Source organism: Streptomyces sp. NPDC050619 (assembly GCF_040654815.1).
Lineage (GTDB): Bacteria > Actinomycetota > Actinomycetes > Streptomycetales > Streptomycetaceae > Streptomyces.
Window position 1 is genome coordinate 16,473 of sequence record NZ_JBFAIR010000022.1, and the last position, 21,762, is coordinate 38,234.

Annotated in this window: 21 protein-coding genes; 9 read left to right on the forward strand and 12 right to left on the reverse strand. The window is 70.2% G+C overall.

Translation table 11 applies throughout. The features are described from left to right. Window positions 1–184: 184 nt before the first annotated feature. Together AB0I77_RS31445 and AB0I77_RS31450 are read right to left on the reverse strand one after the other, a co-directional pair. The gene (locus AB0I77_RS31445; protein ID WP_363286111.1) at window positions 185–730 is read right to left on the reverse strand and encodes a GNAT family N-acetyltransferase; all 546 of its coding nucleotides are present in this window, start codon (window positions 728–730) and stop codon (window positions 185–187) included. Continuing rightward, window positions 727–1,968 (reverse strand): hypothetical protein, encoded by a 1,242-nt coding sequence (locus tag AB0I77_RS31450; RefSeq protein ID WP_363286112.1) that lies wholly within the window; start codon window positions 1,966–1,968, stop codon window positions 727–729. Before AB0I77_RS31450 ends, AB0I77_RS31445 begins: the two co-directional genes overlap by 4 nt. Window positions 1,969–2,119: 151 nt before the next feature. Here AB0I77_RS31450 and AB0I77_RS31455 point away from each other — a divergent pair, with 151 nt between their 5' ends. Further along, window positions 2,120–2,689 carry a hypothetical protein gene (locus tag AB0I77_RS31455; protein ID WP_363286113.1) on the forward strand — a complete coding sequence of 190 codons (570 nt, stop codon included), beginning with the start codon at window positions 2,120–2,122 and terminating at the stop codon, window positions 2,687–2,689. Continuing rightward, window positions 2,682–3,437, forward strand: a complete 756-nt coding sequence (locus AB0I77_RS31460; RefSeq protein WP_363286114.1) for a DUF6415 family natural product biosynthesis protein — start codon at window positions 2,682–2,684, stop codon at window positions 3,435–3,437. Before AB0I77_RS31455 ends, AB0I77_RS31460 begins: the two co-directional genes overlap by 8 nt. A 275-nt stretch (window positions 3,438–3,712) precedes the next feature. Here the strand turns inward: AB0I77_RS31460 and AB0I77_RS31465 are convergent, their stop codons facing one another. The 4 genes from AB0I77_RS31465 to AB0I77_RS31480 form a co-directional block, all read right to left on the reverse strand. Beyond that, window positions 3,713–4,822, reverse strand: coding sequence for a methyltransferase domain-containing protein (locus AB0I77_RS31465; RefSeq protein ID WP_363286115.1), 1,110 nt, complete (start codon window positions 4,820–4,822; stop codon window positions 3,713–3,715). Further along, on the reverse strand, window positions 4,819–5,796 hold the full coding sequence (gene tgmB / locus AB0I77_RS31470) for an ATP-grasp ribosomal peptide maturase (protein WP_363286116.1): 978 nt from the start codon (window positions 5,794–5,796) through the stop codon (window positions 4,819–4,821). Before tgmB ends, AB0I77_RS31465 begins: the two co-directional genes overlap by 4 nt. After that, window positions 5,793–6,023 (reverse strand): putative ATP-grasp-modified RiPP, encoded by a 231-nt coding sequence (gene tgmA / locus AB0I77_RS31475; RefSeq protein WP_363286117.1) that lies wholly within the window; start codon window positions 6,021–6,023, stop codon window positions 5,793–5,795. The genes tgmB and tgmA overlap by 4 nt, the downstream gene beginning before the upstream one ends. Before the next feature lie 252 nt (window positions 6,024–6,275). Then, window positions 6,276–6,683: an ATP-binding protein gene (locus AB0I77_RS31480; RefSeq protein WP_363286119.1), complete on the reverse strand. Its 408-nt coding sequence runs from the start codon at window positions 6,681–6,683 to the stop codon at window positions 6,276–6,278. A 208-nt stretch (window positions 6,684–6,891) separates the two neighbouring features. On the opposite strand from AB0I77_RS31480, the gene AB0I77_RS31485 reads away from it, so the two are divergent. Further along, window positions 6,892–8,007, forward strand: a complete 1,116-nt coding sequence (locus AB0I77_RS31485; RefSeq protein ID WP_363286120.1) for a helix-turn-helix transcriptional regulator — start codon at window positions 6,892–6,894, stop codon at window positions 8,005–8,007. Window positions 8,008–8,020: 13 nt separating this feature from the next. After that, window positions 8,021–8,596 carry an HD domain-containing protein gene (locus AB0I77_RS31490; RefSeq protein WP_363286121.1) on the forward strand — a complete coding sequence of 192 codons (576 nt, stop codon included), beginning with the start codon at window positions 8,021–8,023 and terminating at the stop codon, window positions 8,594–8,596. A 199-nt stretch (window positions 8,597–8,795) separates the two neighbouring features. Here AB0I77_RS31490 and AB0I77_RS31495 read toward each other — a convergent pair whose 3' ends face one another. Beyond that, window positions 8,796–9,023 carry a hypothetical protein gene (locus AB0I77_RS31495; protein ID WP_363286122.1) on the reverse strand — a complete coding sequence of 76 codons (228 nt, stop codon included), beginning with the start codon at window positions 9,021–9,023 and terminating at the stop codon, window positions 8,796–8,798. Window positions 9,024–9,057: 34 nt separating this feature from the next. On the opposite strand from AB0I77_RS31495, the gene AB0I77_RS31500 reads away from it, so the two are divergent. Beyond that, on the forward strand, window positions 9,058–9,495 hold the full coding sequence (locus AB0I77_RS31500) for a hypothetical protein (RefSeq protein WP_363286123.1): 438 nt from the start codon (window positions 9,058–9,060) through the stop codon (window positions 9,493–9,495). Between the two features lie 64 nt (window positions 9,496–9,559). On the opposite strand, the gene AB0I77_RS31505 is transcribed toward AB0I77_RS31500, so the two are convergent. The 3 genes from AB0I77_RS31505 to AB0I77_RS31515 form a co-directional block, all read right to left on the reverse strand. After that, a complete protein-coding gene (locus tag AB0I77_RS31505; RefSeq protein WP_363286124.1) occupies window positions 9,560–10,300 on the reverse strand; it encodes a methyltransferase domain-containing protein in 741 nt (246 codons plus the stop codon). A 41-nt stretch (window positions 10,301–10,341) separates the two neighbouring features. Beyond that, a complete protein-coding gene (locus tag AB0I77_RS31510) occupies window positions 10,342–10,935 on the reverse strand; it encodes a GNAT family protein (RefSeq protein ID WP_363286125.1) in 594 nt (197 codons plus the stop codon). A 71-nt stretch (window positions 10,936–11,006) separates the two neighbouring features. Then, window positions 11,007–11,585: a TetR family transcriptional regulator gene (locus AB0I77_RS31515; RefSeq protein WP_363286126.1), complete on the reverse strand. Its 579-nt coding sequence runs from the start codon at window positions 11,583–11,585 to the stop codon at window positions 11,007–11,009. Between the two features lie 68 nt (window positions 11,586–11,653). On the opposite strand from AB0I77_RS31515, the gene AB0I77_RS31520 reads away from it, so the two are divergent. Then, a complete protein-coding gene (locus tag AB0I77_RS31520) occupies window positions 11,654–12,247 on the forward strand; it encodes a dihydrofolate reductase family protein (protein WP_363286127.1) in 594 nt (197 codons plus the stop codon). A gap of 79 nt (window positions 12,248–12,326) precedes the next feature. Here the strand turns inward: AB0I77_RS31520 and AB0I77_RS31525 are convergent, their stop codons facing one another. Then, window positions 12,327–13,808, reverse strand: coding sequence for an MFS transporter (locus tag AB0I77_RS31525; RefSeq protein ID WP_363286128.1), 1,482 nt, complete (start codon window positions 13,806–13,808; stop codon window positions 12,327–12,329). A 262-nt stretch (window positions 13,809–14,070) separates the two neighbouring features. Here AB0I77_RS31525 and AB0I77_RS31530 point away from each other — a divergent pair, with 262 nt between their 5' ends. Further along, window positions 14,071–15,177 carry a substrate-binding domain-containing protein gene (locus tag AB0I77_RS31530; protein WP_363286129.1) on the forward strand — a complete coding sequence of 369 codons (1,107 nt, stop codon included), beginning with the start codon at window positions 14,071–14,073 and terminating at the stop codon, window positions 15,175–15,177. A 117-nt stretch (window positions 15,178–15,294) separates the two neighbouring features. Then, entirely contained in the window at window positions 15,295–17,742 is a 2,448-nt protein-coding gene (locus tag AB0I77_RS31535) for a SpoIIE family protein phosphatase (protein WP_363286238.1), read from the forward strand. An 87-nt stretch (window positions 17,743–17,829) separates the two neighbouring features. Here AB0I77_RS31535 and AB0I77_RS31540 read toward each other — a convergent pair whose 3' ends face one another. Beyond that, the gene (locus AB0I77_RS31540) at window positions 17,830–20,910 is read right to left on the reverse strand and encodes a hypothetical protein (protein WP_363286130.1); all 3,081 of its coding nucleotides are present in this window, start codon (window positions 20,908–20,910) and stop codon (window positions 17,830–17,832) included. Window positions 20,911–21,182: 272 nt separating this feature from the next. Between AB0I77_RS31540 and AB0I77_RS31545 the strand changes: the two genes are divergently transcribed. Then, a complete protein-coding gene (locus AB0I77_RS31545) occupies window positions 21,183–21,695 on the forward strand; it encodes a signal peptide protein (RefSeq protein ID WP_363286131.1) in 513 nt (170 codons plus the stop codon). Window positions 21,696–21,762: the final 67 nt, after the last annotated feature.

The following is a 21,762-nucleotide window of genomic DNA, read 5'->3' on the forward strand; positions in this document are numbered from 1 at the left end:
CCTGAAAGTGCAACAACTCCACACAGCCTCCACGGAGTTCGCTCGCCGTTCCTCAACTACTGCTCCGGCGGACGATTGAGGAGCAGGCTTACGCAGCCTGAAGGACCATCGGCCCGTCTCCCGGCCTGAATCGGGGTCCCGCCGTCCCGGAGTCGTCGAACGCCCCATCGGGCGCTCTCCTCGCTCAGCGAAGATCCAGCACCATTGCGCACAGCAGTGGTGCCCCGTCGAACGGCACCGTTTCACCCACGGTCCGGTAGCCCCACCCCTCGTACAGGACCCGCACCTTGTCGTGCGCCTCGTGCGCCAGCAGCGTCACCCGCTCCTCACCACGGGAGCCCAGCAGTGCGTCATGGATGCGGCGGGCCGCCCCGGTCTTCCGCCATGGCACCCGCACCATCAGCTCGGACAGCGCGAACGTGCGGGACCCGGTCTCCGCGGTGAACGGCTCCGCCAGGGGCGGAGTCACCTTCGCCCACCACGTCGTCGCCGCGGACAGAGGGGCACCGTAGGCGTACCCGACCGGCTCACCGTCGTCGTAGGCGACGACGCACGCGAAGCCGGGGCGCGCACACCAATGGTCGACGAACTTCGCGAATTCGTCCCGCCCGGCGAGCGGGTCGTCAACGCCCTCGTACACCTCGTCGTGCACGTCGAGGAGGAGCTCACGGATCGCGGCCGCGTCGGTGTGGCCGTAGTGCTTCAGGTCGAGTCGGGCAGGCGCGCTCACGACGGGCGTCCTTCCTGCTGCTGGGCGGCCTGTGCCACCCGGTGGAGGCGGGCGGTGATCCGGCTGCTCGCGACTGTGGAGACGGGTACGTGCGAGACGGTTTCGGCGGCCTGCTCCCTGTGGCCCTGGGCGAGCTGGAGCTCGGCGAGCAAGGTCGTGTAGTAGGCCCTGTTCCTGCTGAATCGAGCGTCGAGGAGGCCTAGAGCCTGGGCCGTCTGCTCCTCGGCCCGCGCGAGCCGGCCGGCGCTCTGGTGGGCGAGCGCACCGAGCCCGGTCAGCTCCGCAGGGGTCAGAAAGCTGAGCCAGCTCGGGGCGCCCACTGTGGTGTCGGCGCGGTCGTAGGCGCGTTCGGCGGCGGCGAGCTGGCGGCCCATTCCCGTGGTGTCCCGGGTCTGCGCGAGGCAGTCGGCGAGCCGCGCGTGCAGCAGCGCGGTGATGAGCGGCTGGGCACGCAGGTGGCGTTCCGTCAGGGCGGCCCGGTTGATCCGCGCGGCCTCCGCGGGGCGACCGGCATGCTCGGCCTGGGCGGCGAGGTCGGACCATGCCCGGATCACGGCGACCGGCTCACGCGCCAGCAGAGCGGCTTGCAGCGCCTGATTACGGAACACCTCGGCACGGGCGTAGTCGCCGCAGTCGTGCGCGGACCATCCCGCGCATGCCGCGACGTCGGCCACGGCCCGCGTCAGGGCACGCTCGACGCGCTCGCCGTACGTGCAGTCGTTCAAGGCCCGCTGAAGCCGTGTGAGGTAGTCGGCGGCGACGTCCACCAGGGCGCCGCCGCCGAGCCCGTTGAAGTGGGCGTCGAGGCGCGTGATGGTGCTCTGGATCCGGTCGACGTCGGACATGCCGATGCGGCCTCGCCATGGTGTCTGGTCGATGCTGAGGGCTGCGATGAGGGATGCGGCGATGAAGGTACGGCGCTGCACGGGCGCGTGTTCCTTGGCGGGTGTCGGCCGCTGTGGCGCAGAGGGTGGTGCGGGCGCTGGTGTCCCGGTGCGCGGCACGAATCCCATCTGCTGCGGGCTGCGACCGAAGATGTGTTCCAGAGGGCGAAGGTAGCGCGGCCACGGCCAGCGCACAGCGCCGGAGATCCAGCGCCTGACGTGCCGGTCGGTGCAGTTCGCGTCTTCCCCGAACTCGTCGGCGCCGACCCGGTTGACCTGCTCGGCCAACTGGGCGTGCGTGAACCCGAACTCCGCGAGCAGCGCCTCAAGTTCGGTGTTCCGCTGCCTGGCCACACCCGCGCCTCCTCCCATGTTCCTGTGTTCATGCGCGCATCACCGTAGTCCTGCCGCAGTCGACTGCCCGCTGAAACTGTCCTGTTGGCTGTCAGCAACACCCCTGAGAGTGTCCTGACGGGGGACAGGGCACGTCCGGTTCCCTCGAACCATGACGCTCCGCAGCCGCCACGTCCCCCCATCCGCCGAGCCACAGCCCTGCGCCTTCGTCCAGCCCGGACCGGACCGGAGCCTGACGGCCGGTCCGTGGCTCCTGGCCGCCGCCGACGACCCGCAACGGGCCCGCAAGGAGTGGGACGAAAGCGGGATCGCACTGCTCAGATGCGGCACCCGCTTCACGGCGGTCCGCCTCTCCGCCGCCCTCGTCCGGGCCGCCGCCGACACCGAAACCCTGCAGGACGTCGATACCTGCCTCGCTCGCGCCCTGCTCGGCGGGCCGGTGTTCGCCGACACTCGATGGCACCTGTACTACGCCCTGGTGCCGGAGGGCACCGACCGCGTGCCGTCGTGGAACTACCGCAGCGCGGGCGCGGAATGCCTCGGCCCGAACTCCTACCTAGGTGTCCCCGACCTCTCGCGCACCAGGCCGGGCGAGGGCTTCTCGTACTGGTGCGTGCCGCTGCACACCCCGGGGAAGCTGTGCAGCCCGGACGCGGTCATCCAGCTGGTGAGGTACGGCCGCTACCGGCTCACGACGACGGAGGCCAAGACCGGTGCCTAGCGACATGCCGCTTCCGGTCGACGCCGACACGATCCGGACGACGTACGACTCCGTGCTGCGGGGCGTTCGCTTGCCGACGGGTGAGGAACTGGACACCTTGATCGGGCAACTCCTGGGGCACGTGCGGCTCCTGGCGCCGGAGGTTCAGGAGCTGACCGCCCGTATGCGGGGCGAGACGCGGCGTACGGCGGTGCACGTCCTGGTGCGCACGTGTCAGCTCCTGGAGGAGACGGAGGACACCAAGTCCTTGCGGGTCACGCGGGGTTGCGACGCCTACGACCTGGCGGTCATGGCCCGCGCACTTCTGACGCTGCACCAGCACCCTGGCCCGCTAGGGCCTCCGGTGGGCGCGGACGAGATCGCCGAGGAGATCCGCCGACACCGGTGCGGCGCCTGCGGGGAGCCGATCGCGGACGGCGAACCGTTCGAGCGGCGGACCATCGACAGTGACGCCGCCGGCGGTGTCCACGGCTACGACACGCCGAGCCGCGCGTCAACCGGGCGAGCCTCGTCCTCGGGAGATGAGGCTCGCCCGCTGACGGCGGACGGCGTCGTCACCTGGATGACCTGTGGCCATCACCTGCAAGGACCTACCTCACCGTCCCGGCAGGGAACCGAGCCGACAACGGTGCTCGCTTGGGCCTGCACCGCCGGGAGCAACACGGCTCCGAAGACGCTGAGCACGAGGGCAGCCGACACGGCGATGTTGCGGGGCTTGCTGAGGAGAGCACTCATAAGAACTCCTTGAAGTTTGAATGATTCAAGGAAGTGATAGCAGGCATCAGTGGCGGGCATCAATGATCAACTCGAAAGCAACTCGCTGTCTCCACACATGTGTTGGGCGTCGGACGCCGCGAAGTCAGGAACGGTAGGAGATGCTCAGCCACGACGGCGTCCGCTAGCCGGAGCACCGGAGCACCGGAGCACCGGAGCACCGGAGCACCGGAGCACCGGAGCACCGGAGCACCGGAGCACCGGAGCACCGGAGCACCGGAGCACCCGAGGGCCAGGACACCGCGGCTCCTACGCCTCGGCAGGGGCGACGGGGACCGGACGGCTCGGGGCGTCGAGCCAGACGCGTTGCCCCTCGGCGGTCACGGTCACCCCGAAGCGCTCCCGGCCCGGTCGGTCGTTGGCCACGTACAGCTGGTGCGCGGTCTCCACCGCGTCCCACAGCATTCGCGGTCCGGCCTGCCGTACGGCGCCACCGTCCTCGGCGCGCGCCCACGTGCCGTCACTGCCCCACAGCTCCACGGCCGTCACGCGGCCGTCGTCGCCGCGCTCGAAGGCGAACCCGGTGTCGGGGGCGACGAGGGACAGCACGAACCGGAAGGCCTCGTCCTCGGCGACAGCGGACAGGTCCAACCCGGTGAGTCGGCCGCTCGTCGCGTCCGGTCCGCCCGGGTGCACAGGCGTGCCGGTGGTGCCGGCGTCGCGTACGGCCATGAAGTACGAGGCGACGGGCAGGAACCGGCCCTCGGCACGGCCGTCGTCGCTGACGACCAGGCATGCCGTGCCCCAGCCCACCGGGCAGACGATCAGGCCGGCGGGCTTCACTTGCTCCAGCCATGCGGCCGGGACCGTGCTGAAACCGCAGGTCGCGATGAGCCGGTCGTACGGGGCCTGGGCCGGGTACCCCTCGCGGCCGTCCCCGGCGTGGACCAGTGGGGCGTATCCGGAGCGCTGCAGCCGCGATCCCGCCAGCCTCGCCAGCACCGGATCAACCTCCACTGTCACCACCTGGTGACCGCCCAGCCGCTCCGACAGCAGCGCGGCGTTGTAGCCGGTGCCGGTCGCGATCTCCAGCACCCGGTGACCGTCGGCGACGTCGAGGGCCTGGAGCATGACGAGCATCAGCCCGGGGGCCGTCGAGGACGACGTAGCCACGCCGTCGGTCAGCTGCGTGGCCAGCGCGTCATCCGTGTACACGAGGTCAAGCCAGTCCGGATCGGCGGACGTGACGCGCCGCTGCCCCTCGTCGGTCAGGGTCCAGAACTCCGGCACATACGGATGGCGCGGAACGGTCTCGAACACCTTCCGCCATGTCGGGTCGGTGAGTTGGCCGCCGGCCTCCAGGCCGTCAGCCAGCGCCGCGCGCAGCTCCTCCGCGCGCTCTTCGGTGTGCGTCGTCATGGTCGTCCCTTGGCGAGTAGGTCGGCGATGTGCGCGGCGATGGGCAAGCCCGTCCTGTGCTGGATCCAGGACCACTCTCCGGACGGGTTGCACTCGAACATCACCCAGTTCCCGGACGGGGTGACGGCGAAGTCGAACGCGCCGAAGTCGAGCCGGAAGTGCTCCAGCCAGCCCAGCACGCCCGCCCGTACGTCGTCCGGGACTTTGCACACGTCGTAGGTGAGGGCGTCGTAGTCGCTGCGCCAGTCCACCCGGGCCGCGTCGCTGCCCGCGTGGATTTCTGCCGCGAACAGGTCCGTGCCCACGACAGTCAGCCGCACCTCGTGCGACTTGGGCACCCACTCCTGGAACAGGTGCGCCGTCAGGGACACGGAGTCGTCGATGGTGTCGGGGTCGACCACGTGTGTGGGGACTCCGGTGCGGTGGCCGTCCGGGTACTTCAGCGGACCGCCCATGAGTGGCTTGCAGATCACTCGGCCGCCCACCTGGTGGCAGAAGTTCCGGGCAGCCTCCGGATCGGTGGTGATCAGCGAGCGGGGGGTACGGAGTCCGTGCGCCGCCGCCACCGGGAGTTGCCCCGGCTTGTGGGAGGCGATGCCGTCCACCTCCGGCCGGTTGACCCACGTCACCGGCAGCGCGTACAGGGTGCCGAGCAGGCCGGCCAATGCCTGTTCGTCGGCCCACGTGCGGTGGGGTTCCTCCATCTGCTCGGAGACGGCGGGTAGGCGGGGCCGCCTGTAGTAGACGGCCCTCACCTCCTCCAACCGCACGGAGCGGTACTCGTCAGCCAGGACCCCGGCCCAGGGTGCTGCGGCATGCTCGACGCACAGGGAGATGGCTTGCGGGAAGTCGCCCATGTCGAACCTCATGACCGGTACGTGCCGGATCGTCAGCTCGTCGACCACCAGGTCCGCCGCAGGGTCCAGTTCCTTGGTGACGACCAGCACCGGGCCGCCGGACAGGTGCTGTGTCACCGCATCAGGTACGGGTCGGCGGTGTCGTCGTTCTTGCTGTCCCAGTTGGTGTTGGTGCAGCTTCCGGCCAGGTTGGCGGACCGGCTCCACAGGGCGCCGGAGCCGTCGGTCAGGACGTTGACCTGCCGGGCCGGGTCGTAGGTGAACGAGCCCGCCTCCAGGGTCACGGTGTATGGGGTGCGCTCGGCGCTGGCGCCGAACGGGACGAGCGCTGCTGCTGTGGGCATACGTGTCTCCTTCTCGTGATGGTGTTCGGACTGCTCTGTCGGTTCGCCCGTGCGCGAGGGCGTGGACGAGGGTCTTGCCGGGCCGCTCCGCTCCGATGGCCGGCCGTGGTGCTGGACATCGCCCCCCACGCGGCCGAACATCCCCAAGCGGCGGGCACAGCGCGCGCAGTCGATGGCCATCTGCTGCCGCGGCTTCAGCTGGCCGACGCGGGGCGGGGCAGATGTGAGGCAGGGCAGATGTGGGCGGCGCACTCACTGCTCGCCGTCCGCGCGGAGCTCCGCCCACACCCGTTTCCCGCCGTGCACCAGCTCACTGCCCCAGGCGTGCGCGAGGGCGTCGACCAGGAGGAGGCCGCGGCCGTGCTCGTCGTCAGGGGACGGCGTGCCCGGGGCGGGCCTGACGCGCGAGGTGTCCGTCACGACGATCCGCGCGGAGTCCCCGCCGGTCCGGGTGATAGAGGCGCCGACCGTCGCCGCGTCGGTGTGCTCCACCGCGTTGGCAACCAACTCCGTGACGATCTGCTCGGCGATCTCCACCAGTTGGTGCAGGCCCCAGGTCTCCAGCGCCAGTGCTATGTCCCGACGGGCTTGAACAGCGGCCTCCAGCCTCGCCGGGTACCGCTCCTGGTAGCGCTGTGGCCCCACCGTTGCAGCCGTCATGGTCATCGTCGCGTCCCTGGGGGTGCTCGTGTTCCGTGTAGCCCAACCACCGGCCGCCAGGCTGGGAGCATCAGCAACGTCACCCACGGTGACAGCCTCCCTACTAAGCTGGTCCGGTGATGCCTACGACAGTAGGGAGCCGTGATCAGCGCTTGAAGTGACCGTGAGTACAAGTGGGTTGCCGCGAGCGCACAGGAGTGAGGCTGTCATGCGATCAAGTTCGCGACGAACCCTGACTGGCGGTCAGGGATCACCTGGACGCCCCCGCACGGGCGTCATCTCCGGCTACGTCTTCCGGCTCATCCGAGAGCAGCAGAGACACACCCAAGAGGAAGCAGCCGAGCAGCTGCGCGTATCCCCGGACACGATCGCCGGGTGGGAGTCCGGCCGCCGCCCCCTGACCGCCGTACCGGTCGGGCAGATGCTTGTGCACCGTCATCGGCTGATGCGGATGGGTACCGCCCCCGCGCTCCTGCAAGCCCTGGACCGCGCCCTGGAGGCGGACGTCCTCATCGCCGGCGCCCTCGACGGCAAGGCCGCAGTAGAGGAAAGTCCGCTCGGAGCCTGGGTTATGCAGCGCGACCTCGTCGAGGTCCTCGCGTGGCTCCTCAACCATGTACCACCCCAGTCCGTCCGTGACCTGCCCGATCCGCCCCGGAAGCGCCGAGGGCCCGCGCCGACCGGACCGGAGCTGTCGGTCTCCGACCGGGCACGGTTCTTCACGCAGATCCGGCGTATCGCGGAGCAGGCCCGCGGCGAGGACCAGTTCTTGCTCCGCCGCCAGGCCCTCTACCTCTCCGGGTACGACGACCAGGCCGACACATCGGAGTGGCTCGCCCACCAGCAGGCCACGGAGCGCCCCGGTGACTGGCTCACGCGGTGGCTCAACTCCCGGTCCGTCGCCGCTGTCTCGGCCCGGAGAGGAGACCGAGACCGTATGAGCTACTTCATCGACACCTCCCTCATCGACGACGACGCAGGCGAGGCCGCGAACCTGAACTACTGGGCGTACTGGGTTGGCGAGACCGCTCACCTTGAGTTGAGTGACGACTTCATCGCCGCCCGCACGCCCGGACCGTGGCCGGGTGACAGGCTCCTCGCCCACCTCGCTCAGGGGCTCGCGCCGCATCACGGCTACGTGGACCTCAACATCCACTCCGTCTGGTCCCTGCTCAAGGTCCGGCCCAACCTGCTGCGATCCGGCGCAGCAGGCCGCACCCTGCGCGACCGGCTGCCCGTGATGTTGGATAGCCGGGAGCTGACGGCGCGCGGGCGCCGGGAGCTGGAGAGCATCCGGTATGCGATCGGCCTCGCCGAGGCGTGAGAGGAGTCCGACGGTGACTGAAGAGCTGTCCGCGGTAGCGCGATTTCTGTACGAGGCGGGGACGTTGAAGCAGACCAGGCGCACCGGCTGGTGGATGGCAGGTGTACGCGCCCCCGAGTCGGTGGCGGAGCACTCCTGGCGTACCGCGCTCATCGCGACCATCATCGCGAAGCTCGAAGGAGCGGATCCCGCCAGGGCCGCGTTCCTCGCGGTGTGGCACGACTCGCAGGAGACCCGCACCGGCGACGTGAACCATCTGGGCAAGAAGTACGCCCCGGGAGCGGACCCGCGCGTGGTCACGGACGATCAGGTCGCCGGCATGCCCGAAGTCCTCGCCTCCGCGGTGCGCGAACTCGTGGCCGAGTACGAGTCGAAGGAGTCCCCCGAAGCCGTCTGCGCCCGGGACGCCGACAAGCTGGAGTGCATGATCCAGGGCATCGAGTACAAGGCCCAGGGCTACGAGAACGCCCAGCGGTGGATCGACAACAGCCGCGGCCGCCTCACCACGAAGTCTGCCAACGAACTCGCCGACGCGGTACTGGCGACCGGATCCCTGGACTGGCTGCGCGCCGCCCTCGGAGAGAAGTAGGACTGACCTCGGTCCGCCGCCGGACCATGGCACGCGAGAGCCTGCCGCCCCGAACCGGGCCGCCAGCTCTCCCTAAGTCGAGCGCGTCCACTGGCGGAGGGGCTACGGCATGCGCACCACGGGTGAGTTGGGGTTCTGCCTCAGCAGCCCGGCGCGGCCGGTCGCGCCGGCATCCGTGGCGGACGTGCCAGAACAGGAGCTAGGCGTGGACCGCCGTGCCTTCGTGATGGACGGCGCGGGTGCCGCACTGTCGCTTCTCCCGCTCGGGGCCGCCAGGGAGAACCCGCCAGGCCGGATCGGGATCGGCGACGTGCGGGCCGTCGACCGAGCCGTCAGCCGGATCTACGCACACGACCACGACCACGGCTCCGCCGCCCTGCGCCGCGCTGCCTCCGAGGCGCTGCACACCGCCTGCCAGTGGCTCCAAGAGGGGACGTGCACGGGAGCGGACCGGAAGGCGGATGCGGTCGGCGACTGGCCATCTGTCGATCGCGGCCAGGTGGCTGTCGTACGACTCCGGCCGCCCCGCCGACGCCCGCAGTCTCTACAACGAAGCGCCGGACGCCGCCCGGATCGCCGACGACCCGGCCCTCGAAGGGCACGCCTTCGGCTGCCTCTCTCTACTGGCCAGGTATCGGGCCGTCCACGTGAGGCGATCTCCGCAGCCCAGGGTGGCCGCAGCCGGAGCCGAACAGGCCGTGTTGCTGCACGTCGACGCCTTCGCCCGCAACCGCGCCCTGTACACCGCGGACATCGCGATCCAGCATGCGGTGAGGGAACGGCCCGAGCCGGAAGCCGCGGCAGATGCCGCCGCCCGCGTTCTGGCCTATCTCCCCGAGGTGCGTTCGGACCGGCTCACCCTCGCCTCGATCCGGCTCTGGCTCTGGCTCCGCCCATGATCAGCCGGACAGGCCCTAGGTGTGCCCGGCGAGGGGATGCCTTCACGTCTCGGCGCGGCGGAACTTACGGTTTGTGGGTCACCCAGAGCAGTTCCGCCGGCCAGCGGTGTGCCCAGTCGGGTGGGTCGGTTTCGTTGTAGCCGTTGGGTGTTCCGAGTTCGGGGCGCGGCTCGATGAGGTCGTCAATGATGAGACCCGCGCCGCGCAGGACCTTGACCCAGTCGCCGTAGGTGAGCTGATAGCTGGTCGCGCCGTCGTCTTCGGCGATGGTGTTCAGCCCGAAGTAGTCCTGCTGCAGCGTCGTGGTCACGCGGCTGGCGGCTTCGTCGTAGCAAGCTTCGAACCATGGGCTGGCGACGTTGAACACCAGGCGCCCGCCTCGGCCCAAGACGCGTGCGGCCTGCGGGACGGCCAGGTGCGGGGGCGCCCAGCTGAGCCCACCGAAGTCGCAGAACACCAGGTCGAAGCTGTCGGCGGCGAAGGGGAGTTGTTCGGCGGCGCCTTGCACCAGCGGGTAGCGGGCCGCTCCCATCGTGCGGGCCGCTGCGGCGAGTTGGGCTTCGGACAGGTCGAGCCCGACCACCGTGGCGCCTTCGGCGGCGAGCGCCCTGGACCACTGGCCGGCGCCGCAACCGAGTTCGAGGACGCGCTTGCCGGTGACGTCGCCCAGGGCGTGCAGGTGCGCGTCCGGGATGGAGTACACGCCCCACAGCCGGGGTGCGGCGCCGATTTGCGGGTCGTGCTCGTGCTGGTAGGCGCTGCTGATCTGGTTCCAGAGCCGCCGGTTGGCGGGGATGCTGTCCACGTGCCGACCCCAGCACTGCCTGCCGGGGGCGGTCAACACGATTAGGGCACTGGCCGGCCCTCGCCTCGGTCCGGCCCTGGCTCGGCCCATGATCCGCCGGACGAGCCCCGCTTCCACTCCTGAACGAGGAGCCCGAGCAGCACCTCGTCAAGAAACTCCCCCATCACCCAGGTCGAGGAGCGCAGCACGCCTTCGCGGACGAAGCCGTTGCGTTCGGCGGAGCGCAGCATCGCTGTGTTGTCCGACAGCGTGTCGATCTGTAGCCGCTGCAAGCCGCGCACGACGAACCCGTAGTGGCACAGCACCGCCACCACGTCGGTGCCGTAGCCCTTGCCGCGAGAGGACGGCAGCAGCCCAAGGCCGATGTGCGCGGACCGGTTGTGCGTGTCGATGCCCCACAGCGTCGCGGCGCCGATCAGCGTGCCGCCGTCCAACTCCACCACGGAGAACGGGACCTGCCGCTGCTCCTTGTCGTCCACCACGAACGGCGCCTCCTTCGAGCCGGGCGTGATCGGCCGCCACGGCCCGCCTGCGGCCCGCGAGGCGTTGACCACGTCGTCGTGGAGCTCGGCCTGAAGGATCGGGATGTCGTCCTCGTGCCGAGCCCTGAGCTCGACCTTGCTGCCTCTTAGCATCCGAGCTTCTTATCCGACCGGGCTCGGCGACGGCAAACCAATAAGGCAACCGCACTGGCGCCGTGGCGGGCCTATTCCGCCCCAACGATCCGCTCGACCGCCGCCGTCACCAGCTGTTCACGCTCCGCCTCCGTGAAGACGTCCGGCAGGGTGAGCTGCTCGACGATCAGCCAGTTCAGGGTCAGGATGAGCAGCTTGACGGCCATGGCGTCCCCGGGGAGGCCGGAGGCCTCGTGGTAGGCCACGTTGGCATCGACGTCGGCCCGGACCCGCTCGGTGAGGACCTTCCGCAGTTCGGGGCGGCGGGTGGCCTCGAGGCGGAGTTCGAGCAGCGCGAGGTAGCCGGTACGGAACGAGGCGATGCGGCCGACGAGTTCGCGCATCAGTTCCGCGTACGTTTCCCGGTCGCGGCCGGCCGCCTGCTGGCGGGCGATCGTGGCCTCGTCGGGCTGGAGCCGCTCATAGACACGGGCGCCGGCCTGCGTGAGCAGGTCGTCGCGGTTGGCGAAGTAGTTGGACGCGGTGCCGGTGGGTACGGCGGCCTCGGCGTCCACCGCCCGGAACGTCAGGCCTCGGGCGCCTTCCCCGGCCAGCACCTCGATCGCGGCATCGACGAGGGCGGCGCGCCGCTGGTCATTCCGTCTCACCATTGACACCACTCCAGATGTAGTACTACCTTCAAACCACTTCGGTCAGAGTACTACGTTTGGAGTTGGAGATGCGAAAGCTCGTGTACTACGTCGCAGTCACGCTCGATGGCCGCATCGCCGGCCCGGACGGCGAGTACGACTTCTTCCCCCAGGGCGACGAGCAGCAGGCCGCCGCCTACTCCTCCTGGACGAACGCGCTGTATCCCGAGACCGTCCCGACCGCCTTCCGCGCCGCCGTGGGGGTCGCCGACGCTCCCAACCGGCATTTCGACACCGTCATCATGGGCCTCGGCTCCTACCGGCCCGCCTTCGACCACGGGATCACCAGCCCGTACACGCACCTGCGCCAGTACGTGGTCTCCAGCACGCTCAAGCCCGACGTCGACCCGGCCGTCACCGTCGTCCCGGGCGACCCGCTCGGCCTCGTCCGCGAGCTCAAGCGGGAGGAGGGCCCCGGCTTGGACATCTGGCTCTGCGGCGGCGGCAAGCTCGCGGGCGCCCTCCTGCCCGAGATCGACGAACTGGTGCTCAAGCACTACCCGGTGGTCGCCGGCGCGGGAATCCCGGCCGTCGACGGCGTCTTCGACCCCACCGACTTCGACGTCGCCGAGCGCACCGCCTTCCCCAACGGGGTCACTCTCACCCGCCTTACCCGCGCCTGAGGGCTCCACCTGGAGAACACGCCGGGCGGCCGCCTCCCCTGAGGGGAGACGGCCGCTCTTCGTCGTTGTGGTGGGTGGGTCATGCCTTGGCGGCGGCGACTTCCGCGGTCTCGGCGGGGCCGTCGGTGGCCGGGGTGGCCTGGGCCGCGCGGTGCCTGGGGATGAAGGTGGCGAAGGCGAAGGCCAGTAGGGCCGCTCCGGCGCCGATGGCCATGACCACCTTGAAGCCGTTTTCGGAGGGGAGGGCGTAGCCGCCGAAGTCGGTGGTCATCTGGGCGAGGATGACGCCGGCGAGGGCGCTGGCGAAGCTGGTGCCGAGGGAGCGCATGAGGGTGTTGAGGCTGTTGGCGGCGCCGGTCTGGGAGGGGTCGACGGCGCCCATGATGAGGGCGGGCAGGGCGCCGTAGGTGAAGCCGATGCCGGCGCCGATGACGCAGGAGACCAGGACGAGGTGCCAGACCTGGGACATGAGGATGATGTTGAGGCTGTAGCCGGCGGCGACGATGAGGGCGCCGATCATCAGGGTGACCTTGGGGCCCTTGGCCTTGGTGACGCGGGCGGACACGGCGGACATGACCATCATCACCAGGCCCTGCGGGGCCAGCACCAGGCCGACCATCAGCATCGACTTGCCCAGGCCGTAGCCGGTGGCCGAGGGCAGCTGGAGCAGCTGGGGCAGGACCAGGGACATCGCGAACATCGAGAAGCCGAGGGCCACCGAGGCGAGGTTGGTGAACAGGACTTGGGGGCGGGCGGTGGTGCGCAGGTCGACCAGGGGCTGCGTGGCCCGCAGCTGCCACCGGCCCCAGGCCGCCAGGATCACGATCGCGGCGGCGCCCAGGCCGAGGGTGGTGGCGCTCGTCCAGCCCCAGTCGCCGCCCTTGGAGACGGCCAGGAGGAGGGAAACCAGTCCGGCCGAGAGGCCGATCGAGCCGGTCATGTCGAAGCGGCCGCCCGTGCGGACCTTTGACTCCGGTACGACGGTCAGGACCAGGGCGAAGGCGAGGGCGCCGAGGACGGCGGAGGCCCAGAAGAGGATGTGCCAGTCGTAGTTCTCGGCGATGAAGGCGGCGGTGGGCAGGCCCAGCGCGCCGCCGACACCCAGCGAGGCGCTCATGAGGGCGGTGGAGCCGGCGAGGCGTTCGGCGGGCAGGACGTCGCGCATGACGCTGATGCCGAGGGGGACGACGGCGGCGGCGAGGCCTTGCAGGGCGCGTCCGATGATCATGGGGAGGAGGGAGTCGGCGAGTGCGCAGACGACGGAGCCGGTGACCAGCAGGACGATGCTGATGAGGAGCATGCGGCGCTTGCCGAACATGTCGCCGAGGCGTCCGACGACGGGGGTGGCGACGGCTGCGGCCAGCAGGGTGGCGGTGACGGCCCAGGCGGTGTTGGAGGCGGAGGCGTCAAGGAGTTTGGGCAGTTCGGGGACGATGGGGATGACCAGGGTCTGCATGAGCGAGACGACGATTCCGGCCAGGGCCAGCACCGCCACCACGGCGTTCGGCCGGGCCGGGGCGCCGGCCCCGGTGTCGGCGGGTCGGGCAAGGGTGTCGGACATGACTGGGCCTCCGTCGGGCGGGCGTCGGGACGAGGTGTATTGCTTGACTTAGGCAAACATAGTCGAGTTACTTAAGTCAAGCAACCTTCTTGCGTTTGCTGAACTTGCGTAAGCAGACGCTGCCGACGTGGTCTCCTGTGACCTTCCGCCTCTTGACGCTGAATGCCGTTGGCGCGTTGGCTGTTCAGTCATCTGGTCCCCCACGCCACCCCTGCCTCGGAAGGCACTCGTTGTGAACGCTCGTACCACCCGTGGGACCGCCGTGCGTCCTTTCGTTCTGACGCTGGTCGCCGCCGCGTCGGCCCTCTCGCTCACCGCTTGCGGCGTCATCGACGGCGTCGGAGGGGACAGCGATGACCCGAGCCCCAAGAAGGGCGACGACATCACCGTGGGGCTCCTCCTGCCCGACAGGGAGACGGCGCGCTTCGAGAAGTTCGACCACCCCCTCATCAAGGAGCGGGTCGCCGCGCTCACCAACCACAAGGGCACGGTCCGCTACGCCAACGCCGGGGCGAGCGCGGCCAAGCAGAGTGAGCAGTTCGCGCAGATGATCGCCGACAAGGTGGACGTGATCCTGGTGGACGCGGTGGACGCCCATGCCATCGCGCCGGACGTCGAGAAGGCGAAGGACGCGGGCATCCCCGTCATCGCGTACGACCGTCTCGCCGAGGGTCCGATCGACGCGTACGTGTCGCACGACAACGAACTCGTCGGTGAGGTGCAGGGCCGCGCCCTCATCGGCGCGCTCGGCAGCAAGGCGGCGAGCAGCGAGATCGTGATGATGAACGGCTCGCCCGCCGACCCGAACACCGCGCGGTTCAAGAACGGCGCGCTCAGCGAGCTGCGGGGCAAGGTGATCATCGCCAAGCAGTACGACACCAAGGAGTGGCTGCCCTCGGTCGCCAAGTCGAACATGAAGAAGGCGATCCAGTCCGTCGGTCTCGGCAATATCGCCGCCGTCTACTCGGCGAACGACGGCATGGCGGGCGCCGTCATAGAAGCGCTGAAGGACGCCGGCGTCACCCAGATGCCGCCGGTGACCGGGCAGGACGCGGATCTGGCGGCGGTGCAGCGGATCGTCGCGGGCGAGCAGTTCATGACCGTGTACAAGTCGTTCCTGCTGGAGGCGACCAACGCCGCGGAGATGGCGGTGGCCAAGGTCCAGGGCCACTCGCTCCAGTTCGACGCGCTGACCCAGGACAGGATCGACAGCCCGACGCAGAAGGCGATCCCGTCGATGCTGGTGCCCGTGGTCGCCCTCACCCAGGACAACATCCGGCAGACGGTGATCCAGGACGACGTCTACACCGTCAAGGACATCTGCACCCCGGAGTACGAGGCGGACTGCGCGGCGATCGGCCTTAAGTAGCGGACGTAGTGGATGTAGCGGACGCTCCTGCGAGATCGCATCGAAGTACGGGATAATGTGACATTGGGATGAATGCCATGTGATGTGAATGCTCCTGACGAGAGCGAGATGAGCGACATGGAGCGGCCTGTCGTCGACCACCAGGGAGCGGGTCCCGTCCGCGACATCGTCGGCGAGGCGCTCACCGCGCGCGCCACCGTCGACGAGCACGGCACCGTGACCGGGTGGAGCGACGGTGGCGAGCGGCTGCTCGGCTACACGGCGGCGCAGATCGTGGGGCGCCCCGCGGCCACTCTGCTCGCCGGGGAGCCCAGGACGGAGGGCCTCCCGCCCTTCGCGCAGTTGCCGCGGTGGCACGGAAGGCCCGCCCTCAGGCACCGGGACGGCCACCGCGTCGAGGTCCGGGTGCTGGCCCATCACCGGACTCCGGCCCGGGGGGACGGCGAATGGCTGGTGCTCTCCCCCCTGACCGGACAGGAGCCCGAGCCGGCCGACGACGTCCTGGTGGACTGGAGCTTCGCGCAGTCCCCGTGCTGTGCGCTGGCGCTGTACGACACCAGGCTCCGCCTGCGGCGGGCCAACGCGGACATGGAACGGTCCGTAGCCCTCACCGAGGGCGAGATGCGCGGCCTGCGCGTGCAGGAGATCGTGGACAACGAGACCGCCGAGCTGGCCGAGCAGGACATGAGGCGGGTGCTGGAGACCGGGGAGACGCATTACCGCGAGAACTATCTGCGCACGGCCGGCGAGATCCGCGAGCACGCCTGGTCGGTCTTCGTGTCACCGCTGCGCGACCCGGAGGGCCGGATCCGCGGCGTGTGTCTCACGGCGCACGACATCACGGAGCAGCACGCGGCCCGCAAACGCCTCCAGCTGATCGCCGAGGCCGGTCAGCACATCGGCAGCACCCTGGACGTGACGCGGACGGCGCAGGAGCTGGCGGACGTGGCGGTCCCGAACCTCGCCGACTTCGTCAGCGTCGACCTGCTGACGTCCCTGGACGACCCGCACGAGCTGCTCCCGGGTTCGCTGCCGGAGGGCCCCTCCCTCGCCCTGCGGCGCATCGCCCACCAGTCCGTGCTCCCGGGCGTCCCCGAGGCGGCCGTGGACCTGGGCGAGGTGGACGAGTACCCGAGGGCCTCCCCGCCGATCGAGAGTCTGCGGTCCGGGCGGGCCGTGCTGCACCGGATGAGCGAGCCCGCGATGGTCGAGTGGATGGCGCGCAAGCCGCTGAGGGCCTCCCGGGTCCGTGATTTCGGCTTCCACTCGGTGATGACCGTGCCGCTGTCGGCACGCGGAACCACCCTGGGCGTCGCCGTCTTCGTCCGCCATCGGCACCCCGACGCGTTCCAGAACGACGATCTGGTCCTGGCCGAGGAACTGGCGTCCAGGGCGGCGGTCTGCATCGACAACGCCCGGCGGTACAGCCGCGAACGCGGCACGGCGGTCACGCTTCAGCGCAGCCTGCTGCCGCAGCGGCTGCCCGAGCAGGCCGCGGTGGAGGTCGCGTACCGCTATCTGCCGGCCGGTGCCCAGGCCGGGGTGGGCGGGGACTGGTTCGACGTGATCCCGCTGTCCGGAGCCAGGGTGGCGCTGGTCGTGGGCGATGTCGTGGGCCACGGCATCCACGCCTCCGCGACCATGGGACGGCTGCGCACCGCCGTACGCACCCTCGCCGACATCGATCTGCCGCCCGACGAACTGCTCACCCACCTCGACGACCTGGTGGGCCGCCTGGCCACCGAGGCGGAAGGCGCGCAGGACGGGGAGACCGCGGGCGACGTCGGGGCGACCTGTCTGTACACCGTCTACGACCCCGTCTCCCGCCGTTGCACACTCGCCCGGGCCGGGCATCCGCTGCCGGCCGTGGTGAGCCCGGACGGCACCGTGGAACTGCTCGACCTGCCGGCGGGGCCGCCGCTGGGCCTGGGCGGACTGCCCTTCGAGTCGAGGGAGATCGAACTACAGGAAGGCAGTCTGCTCGCCCTCTACACCGACGGCCTGATCGAATCCCGTGACATGGACATCGACGAGGGCGTCTCCCGTCTGTGCCAGGCCCTCGCCTCGCCCACCGCGTCCCTGGACGTGCTGTGCGACACGGTGCTCGCCGCCGCGCTCCCCCAGCGGCCCGCCGACGACGTGGCGCTGCTCGTCGCCCGTACCCGGGCGCTCGACGCCGAACGGGTCGCCGCCTGGGACATCTCCCCCGACCCCGCCGCCGTCTCCGAGGCCCGCAAGAACGCCGTTGAACGGCTGGAGGAATGGGGGCTGACCGACGCCGCGTTCGTCACCGAACTGATCGTCAGCGAACTGGTCACCAACGCCATCCGGCACGCCCGGCCGCCCATCCAGCTGCGTCTCATCCAGGACAGGCACCTCATCTGCGAGGTCTCGGACGCCAGCAACACGGCACCCCACATGCGCCGCGCCCGCACCTACGACGAGGGTGGTCGCGGGCTGCTCCTGGTCGCCCAGCTGACCCAGCACTGGGGCACCCGGCCCACCCCCAAGGGCAAGATCATCTGGGCGGAACAGAACCTGGACATGCCGCTCGACCGGTTCTGAGCACTTTCAAGTGCCGTAGATCGAAAAGCGACTTGGCCCCGGACCGGCGCAGTGCCGGTCCGGGGCCAAGCCGGGGTGAGGGAGGGGTCAGGACGGGGACGGTGACGGTGTCACGGCGTCCGAGGGCTTGTCGGCCAGGGGCTCGAAGGCCAGAGCGTCCCAGGCGATCGAGTCGTCGCCGGTGCCGTCGGCCGTGTCCGAGCTCAGCGAGACACTCGGGGTGCCGCTGAACTCGTACGACCCCAGGGAGACCCAGCTGTTCCTGCCGCCGGTGTCCTGCGAGATCGTCTTGGTCACGACGGTGCCGTCACCGAGATCCACGCGGTACGTCGCCTGATCGGTGTTGGCCTCGTGGTCGGGCAGGTGGACCATCACCCGCGCCCAGCCCTTGACCGACCGGTCGGGCGTCCAGGTGCCGGTGACGACCGAGTCGGTGAACTTGGGGTCCCGGGTGTGGGTGAACCAGAAGTGACCGCCGAAGCCCGAACTGAGCTGATGGAAGTCGATCTTCGACGGGTAGACGGTCGCGCCGTTCTGCTCCGCGGAGCCGAAGGTGAACGACAGCGTGCCCCTACTGGTCCAGTTCTTCTCGCCGGCGCAGGGGTTGGTGCTGCCCACCCGGTACTTCACCGTGTTCGGCACGTCGTCCACGATCAGCGCGTTCGGCGGCAGCGAGGAGGTGCAGGCCGCCGGGTGCGGCGAGGTGACCGCCGGCTCGGGGTCGGTGGCCTGGTAGGTCAGCACCTCGGTGCCGCAGGTGGCGGTGCAGTCCGTCCAGGTCGCGGGCTGGTGCCACCAGCACTTGAAGTCGTCGCGCTGGCAGGGGCCCTCCGGCTGGCTCGAGCCCTCCACCTTGCGGGGCTTGGAGGTGTCGCACTCGTTGACGGCGGGATTGCAGAAGGCGTCGTGCGGCGGCTCGGCGTCCGGCGCGCTGCCGGTCGGCCAGGTGCCGACGGCGAAGGCCGGAGCGGACGTGCCGGTCGTCGGGTCGGTCTTCTGCTGGGAGTACGCCGCCCAGCCCAGGACCCGCTCCGGGTAGGACCACAGGTTGGGGGTGCGGGCGTCGTCGGGGCCGGAGGAGAGGAACATCTTCCGGTCCGCCGGGTAGAGGCCGTTGGCCGGGTTGTTGAACCAGCCCAGGCCCCAGGGGGCGGCGGCGTCCGAGGCGCTCGGCTCGTTGAAGCCGCTGTTGTACGCCCACAGCGCGAACCACCAGTTCTCCAGGTACTGGGGGTCACCGCCGTTGACGAGCATGTCGTGCGCGGCGAGCTGGTTCCACTTGTCCTGGAGGATCCGCAGACTGGCGGCGATGTTGGCCGCGTAGTCCACCGTGATCGCCTTCTGCTGCTCGGCGGTGTAGGTGGTGGTGTCCGAGCGGGCCATCCCGGTGGTCACCTGGCCGATGCCGTAACCGCAGTCGACGGCCGACCAGTCGACGGTGTGGACGCTGCCGGCATTGCCGTAGTAGCCGCCCTGGATGAAGTTGCCGCTCTCGCCCGCGGACGCCCGGGGGGTCGCCTGCGCCAGGTTGGACTCCTGGGAGAGCACGCCGAGCATGATCTGCGCGGGCACCCGGCCGCCGCCCTTGAGTTCGAGGGGCGGGAACATTCCCTGCGGGGTGTACGACGCGAGGTCCGTGCCGTTCCATCCGGACCGGCGGCGGACGTCGAGCTTGCCCTGCACGGCGAGGTCCGTCGCCCACTCGACCTGAGCGGGGGAGGGCTGGAGCGACTGGAGTTCGGGGTCGTTGCGGGTGACGGCGCAGGCGCGGTCCGGGTCGGTGGTGGTGGTCGCCGGGTCGTCGTCGGCGCTGTCCGACTGCTTTGCGGCGGACGGGCTTTCGACGGCGGCGGACTTCGCGCCGATCAACCGGGTCTCGACGCTGTTCGTGTGCAGCCCGGACGACTGGCTCTCGCCGCCGGAGCCGGAGCCGGAGCCGGAGCCGGAGGTGAGCGTGGCCAGGGCCGGGGACTGCTCGGCGCCCTGCCCCTGCCGCGGTGCCTTGGGCTTCACCCGGAAGTCGAAGGTCGCGCCGGTGCCCGGTGCCAGGGCGTCGATGCCGACCGGCTGTGCGGTGCCGGTGGCGGGGGAGGGGGTCGTGCTGACCTCTTTGCCGCCGGCCGCCTCGGTGCCGTTGCTGACGCTGGTCAGGGCGAGCCCACCGGTGGTGGAGACCTCGGAGGAGGCCGGGACGTCGAGCACCTTCCAGCTCTTCGGCCAGCTCTTGGGCAGGGTGGAGCCCGAGGCGTCCTCCTGCGCGCCCTTCCCGGTCACGAAGACCCGGCCGCCGGTGCCGCGCACCGCCAGCGAGCCGAGCGCGCCGGAGCCGAGCAGCCGGTCCGTGCCGCCCTGGGTGACCCGGCGGACCTGCACCTGCTTCCCGGTCTTTCCGGTCTTCGCGGCGCCCGGGACCTGGTAGGCGAGGCCGCTGTGTGCGTCCGGCACCAGCCGGAACGGCATTCCCTGCGTACGGGACAGGGTGCGTACGGTCCCCTGCGGGTTCACCGACACCACCGAGTCACCGGTGGCCGCCGCGATCCCGTTCCCGAAGGGCACGGCGGAGGTCAGCTCACCCGGGACGGTCTGCTGCCCCGTCACCTTTCCCTGCCGGGCGTCGACGGTGAGCAACTGCGTGCCGTTGCCCTGCGGCCGGGACAGCACGGCCTGCTCGCCGTCGCCGCAGCCCGGGTTGAAGTAGGCGAGGGAGACCAGCTGCGGCAGCTTGGTCACCTTGCCGTCCGTCAGGTTGACCACAGCGGCGAAAGCGCCCTGCTGGAAGCCTTGTTGATCGTTGATCACCTGTCGGGGCGCGTAGACCACCACGGCGCGGTCCCCGGACGCCGTCACGCAACTCTGGCCGACCCACTGGTCGGTGTCGATGCCCGGCTCGGACAGGGTGGCCGCGGTGCGCCAGGTGTAGGCGTGCGCGGCATCGGCGACCAGGACGTGCAGTCCGGTGCTGTCCCCGTCGTACGTGACCATCCGGTCGCCGGAGTCCTGCCAGCCGGAGGGCAGTTGGGAGGTGTCGGTGACCCGGTCCAGCAGCGAGACGGTGGTGTCGGGGGACGTGTCGGTCAGAGCCGCTGAAGCCAGCGGTGCGACGAGCGCCATCGACACCAGGGATATCCCGCCGGCCGCGAGTATGCGGCCGCGTCGGCTTTTCGGCACCCGCCACCGGTGCCTTCCCCCTGGGTTTTCACGAGAAGTGCGCAAGGCGTTCCGTCCAGATTCATTTGTAAAGAGAGGTCAGTTACCGGCTTCGACGGTTCCCCCGGGCCAGTGAGGCGGAAGTTATCAGTCCGCTATGGCCGCAGAACGTGACGGAGGACTCCTACCGGGGGGTATTCACGAAATATCCACGAGGGATGAAATGGAATTCTGAGACGGTGTAGCGACTGCAACTACCGGTTCACACAAGCCAACCCGAAGGATCAGCGAACGTGTCGTCGAAGAACAGCCGCCTCAGGGTCGCTTTCGTGGCTCTCGTCGTGGGCCTCGCCGGTCTGGCCGCGGCAGGACCCGCCGCGGCGGCCACGCACCAGGACATTCCGCCAGCGGCCACGGCTCCGGGAGAGCAAGCGCCCCCGGTACTCGTCGACTTCGTGGACCTGGCAGCGAGCCCGCTCCCGGCCGACAGCGAGAAGCACGAGTTCACGGTCACCTACCGCAACGAGTCGTTGGTGGACCAGACGGTAGCCCCGCAGTTGCTGGTGGAGTCCCCGGACGCGGGCCCGTACCTGGACCCGTCGGACGTCAAGCTCGAGCGGCGCACCGCGCACGGCTGCTGGAAAACCGTACAGATGGGGACCCAGACCGGCACGCTGTACACCGACCTGGTGACCGCGCAGCGCACGCTGCACCCGGGTCAGACCCTCACCCGGGTCTACCGGCTCACCGTCACCAACCCCGAGGCAGTGGGCACGGTGCAGCCGAGGGTGGCGCTCTACGCCTGAGCTTCCAGAGACAGTCGCACCAACGGCGAGGCGCCGGGCCCCATGAAGGGCCCGGCGCCTCGCCGTT

Excerpts from the sequence above, each read along its gene's own strand:
- tgmA (WP_363286117.1), bottom strand. The coding sequence starts at position 6,023 with ATGCCCACAGCAGCAGCGCTCGTCCCGTTCGGCGCCAGCGCCGAGCGC.
- AB0I77_RS31500 (WP_363286123.1), top strand. The coding sequence starts at position 9,058 with ATGCGGTCGGCGACTGGCCATCTGTCGATCGCGGCCAGGTGGCTGTCG.
- AB0I77_RS31525 (WP_363286128.1), bottom strand. The coding sequence starts at position 13,808 with ATGTCCGACACCCTTGCCCGACCCGCCGACACCGGGGCCGGCGCCCCG.
- AB0I77_RS31465 (WP_363286115.1), bottom strand. The coding sequence starts at position 4,822 with ATGACGACGCACACCGAAGAGCGCGCGGAGGAGCTGCGCGCGGCGCTG.
- AB0I77_RS31455 (WP_363286113.1), top strand. The coding sequence starts at position 2,120 with ATGACGCTCCGCAGCCGCCACGTCCCCCCATCCGCCGAGCCACAGCCC.
- AB0I77_RS31515 (WP_363286126.1), bottom strand. The coding sequence starts at position 11,585 with ATGGTGAGACGGAATGACCAGCGGCGCGCCGCCCTCGTCGATGCCGCG.
- AB0I77_RS31535 (WP_363286238.1), top strand. The coding sequence starts at position 15,295 with ATGGAGCGGCCTGTCGTCGACCACCAGGGAGCGGGTCCCGTCCGCGAC.
- AB0I77_RS31520 (WP_363286127.1), top strand. The coding sequence starts at position 11,654 with ATGCGAAAGCTCGTGTACTACGTCGCAGTCACGCTCGATGGCCGCATC.
- AB0I77_RS31480 (WP_363286119.1), bottom strand. The coding sequence starts at position 6,683 with ATGACGGCTGCAACGGTGGGGCCACAGCGCTACCAGGAGCGGTACCCG.
- AB0I77_RS31510 (WP_363286125.1), bottom strand. The coding sequence starts at position 10,935 with ATGCTAAGAGGCAGCAAGGTCGAGCTCAGGGCTCGGCACGAGGACGAC.
- AB0I77_RS31485 (WP_363286120.1), top strand. The coding sequence starts at position 6,892 with ATGCGATCAAGTTCGCGACGAACCCTGACTGGCGGTCAGGGATCACCT.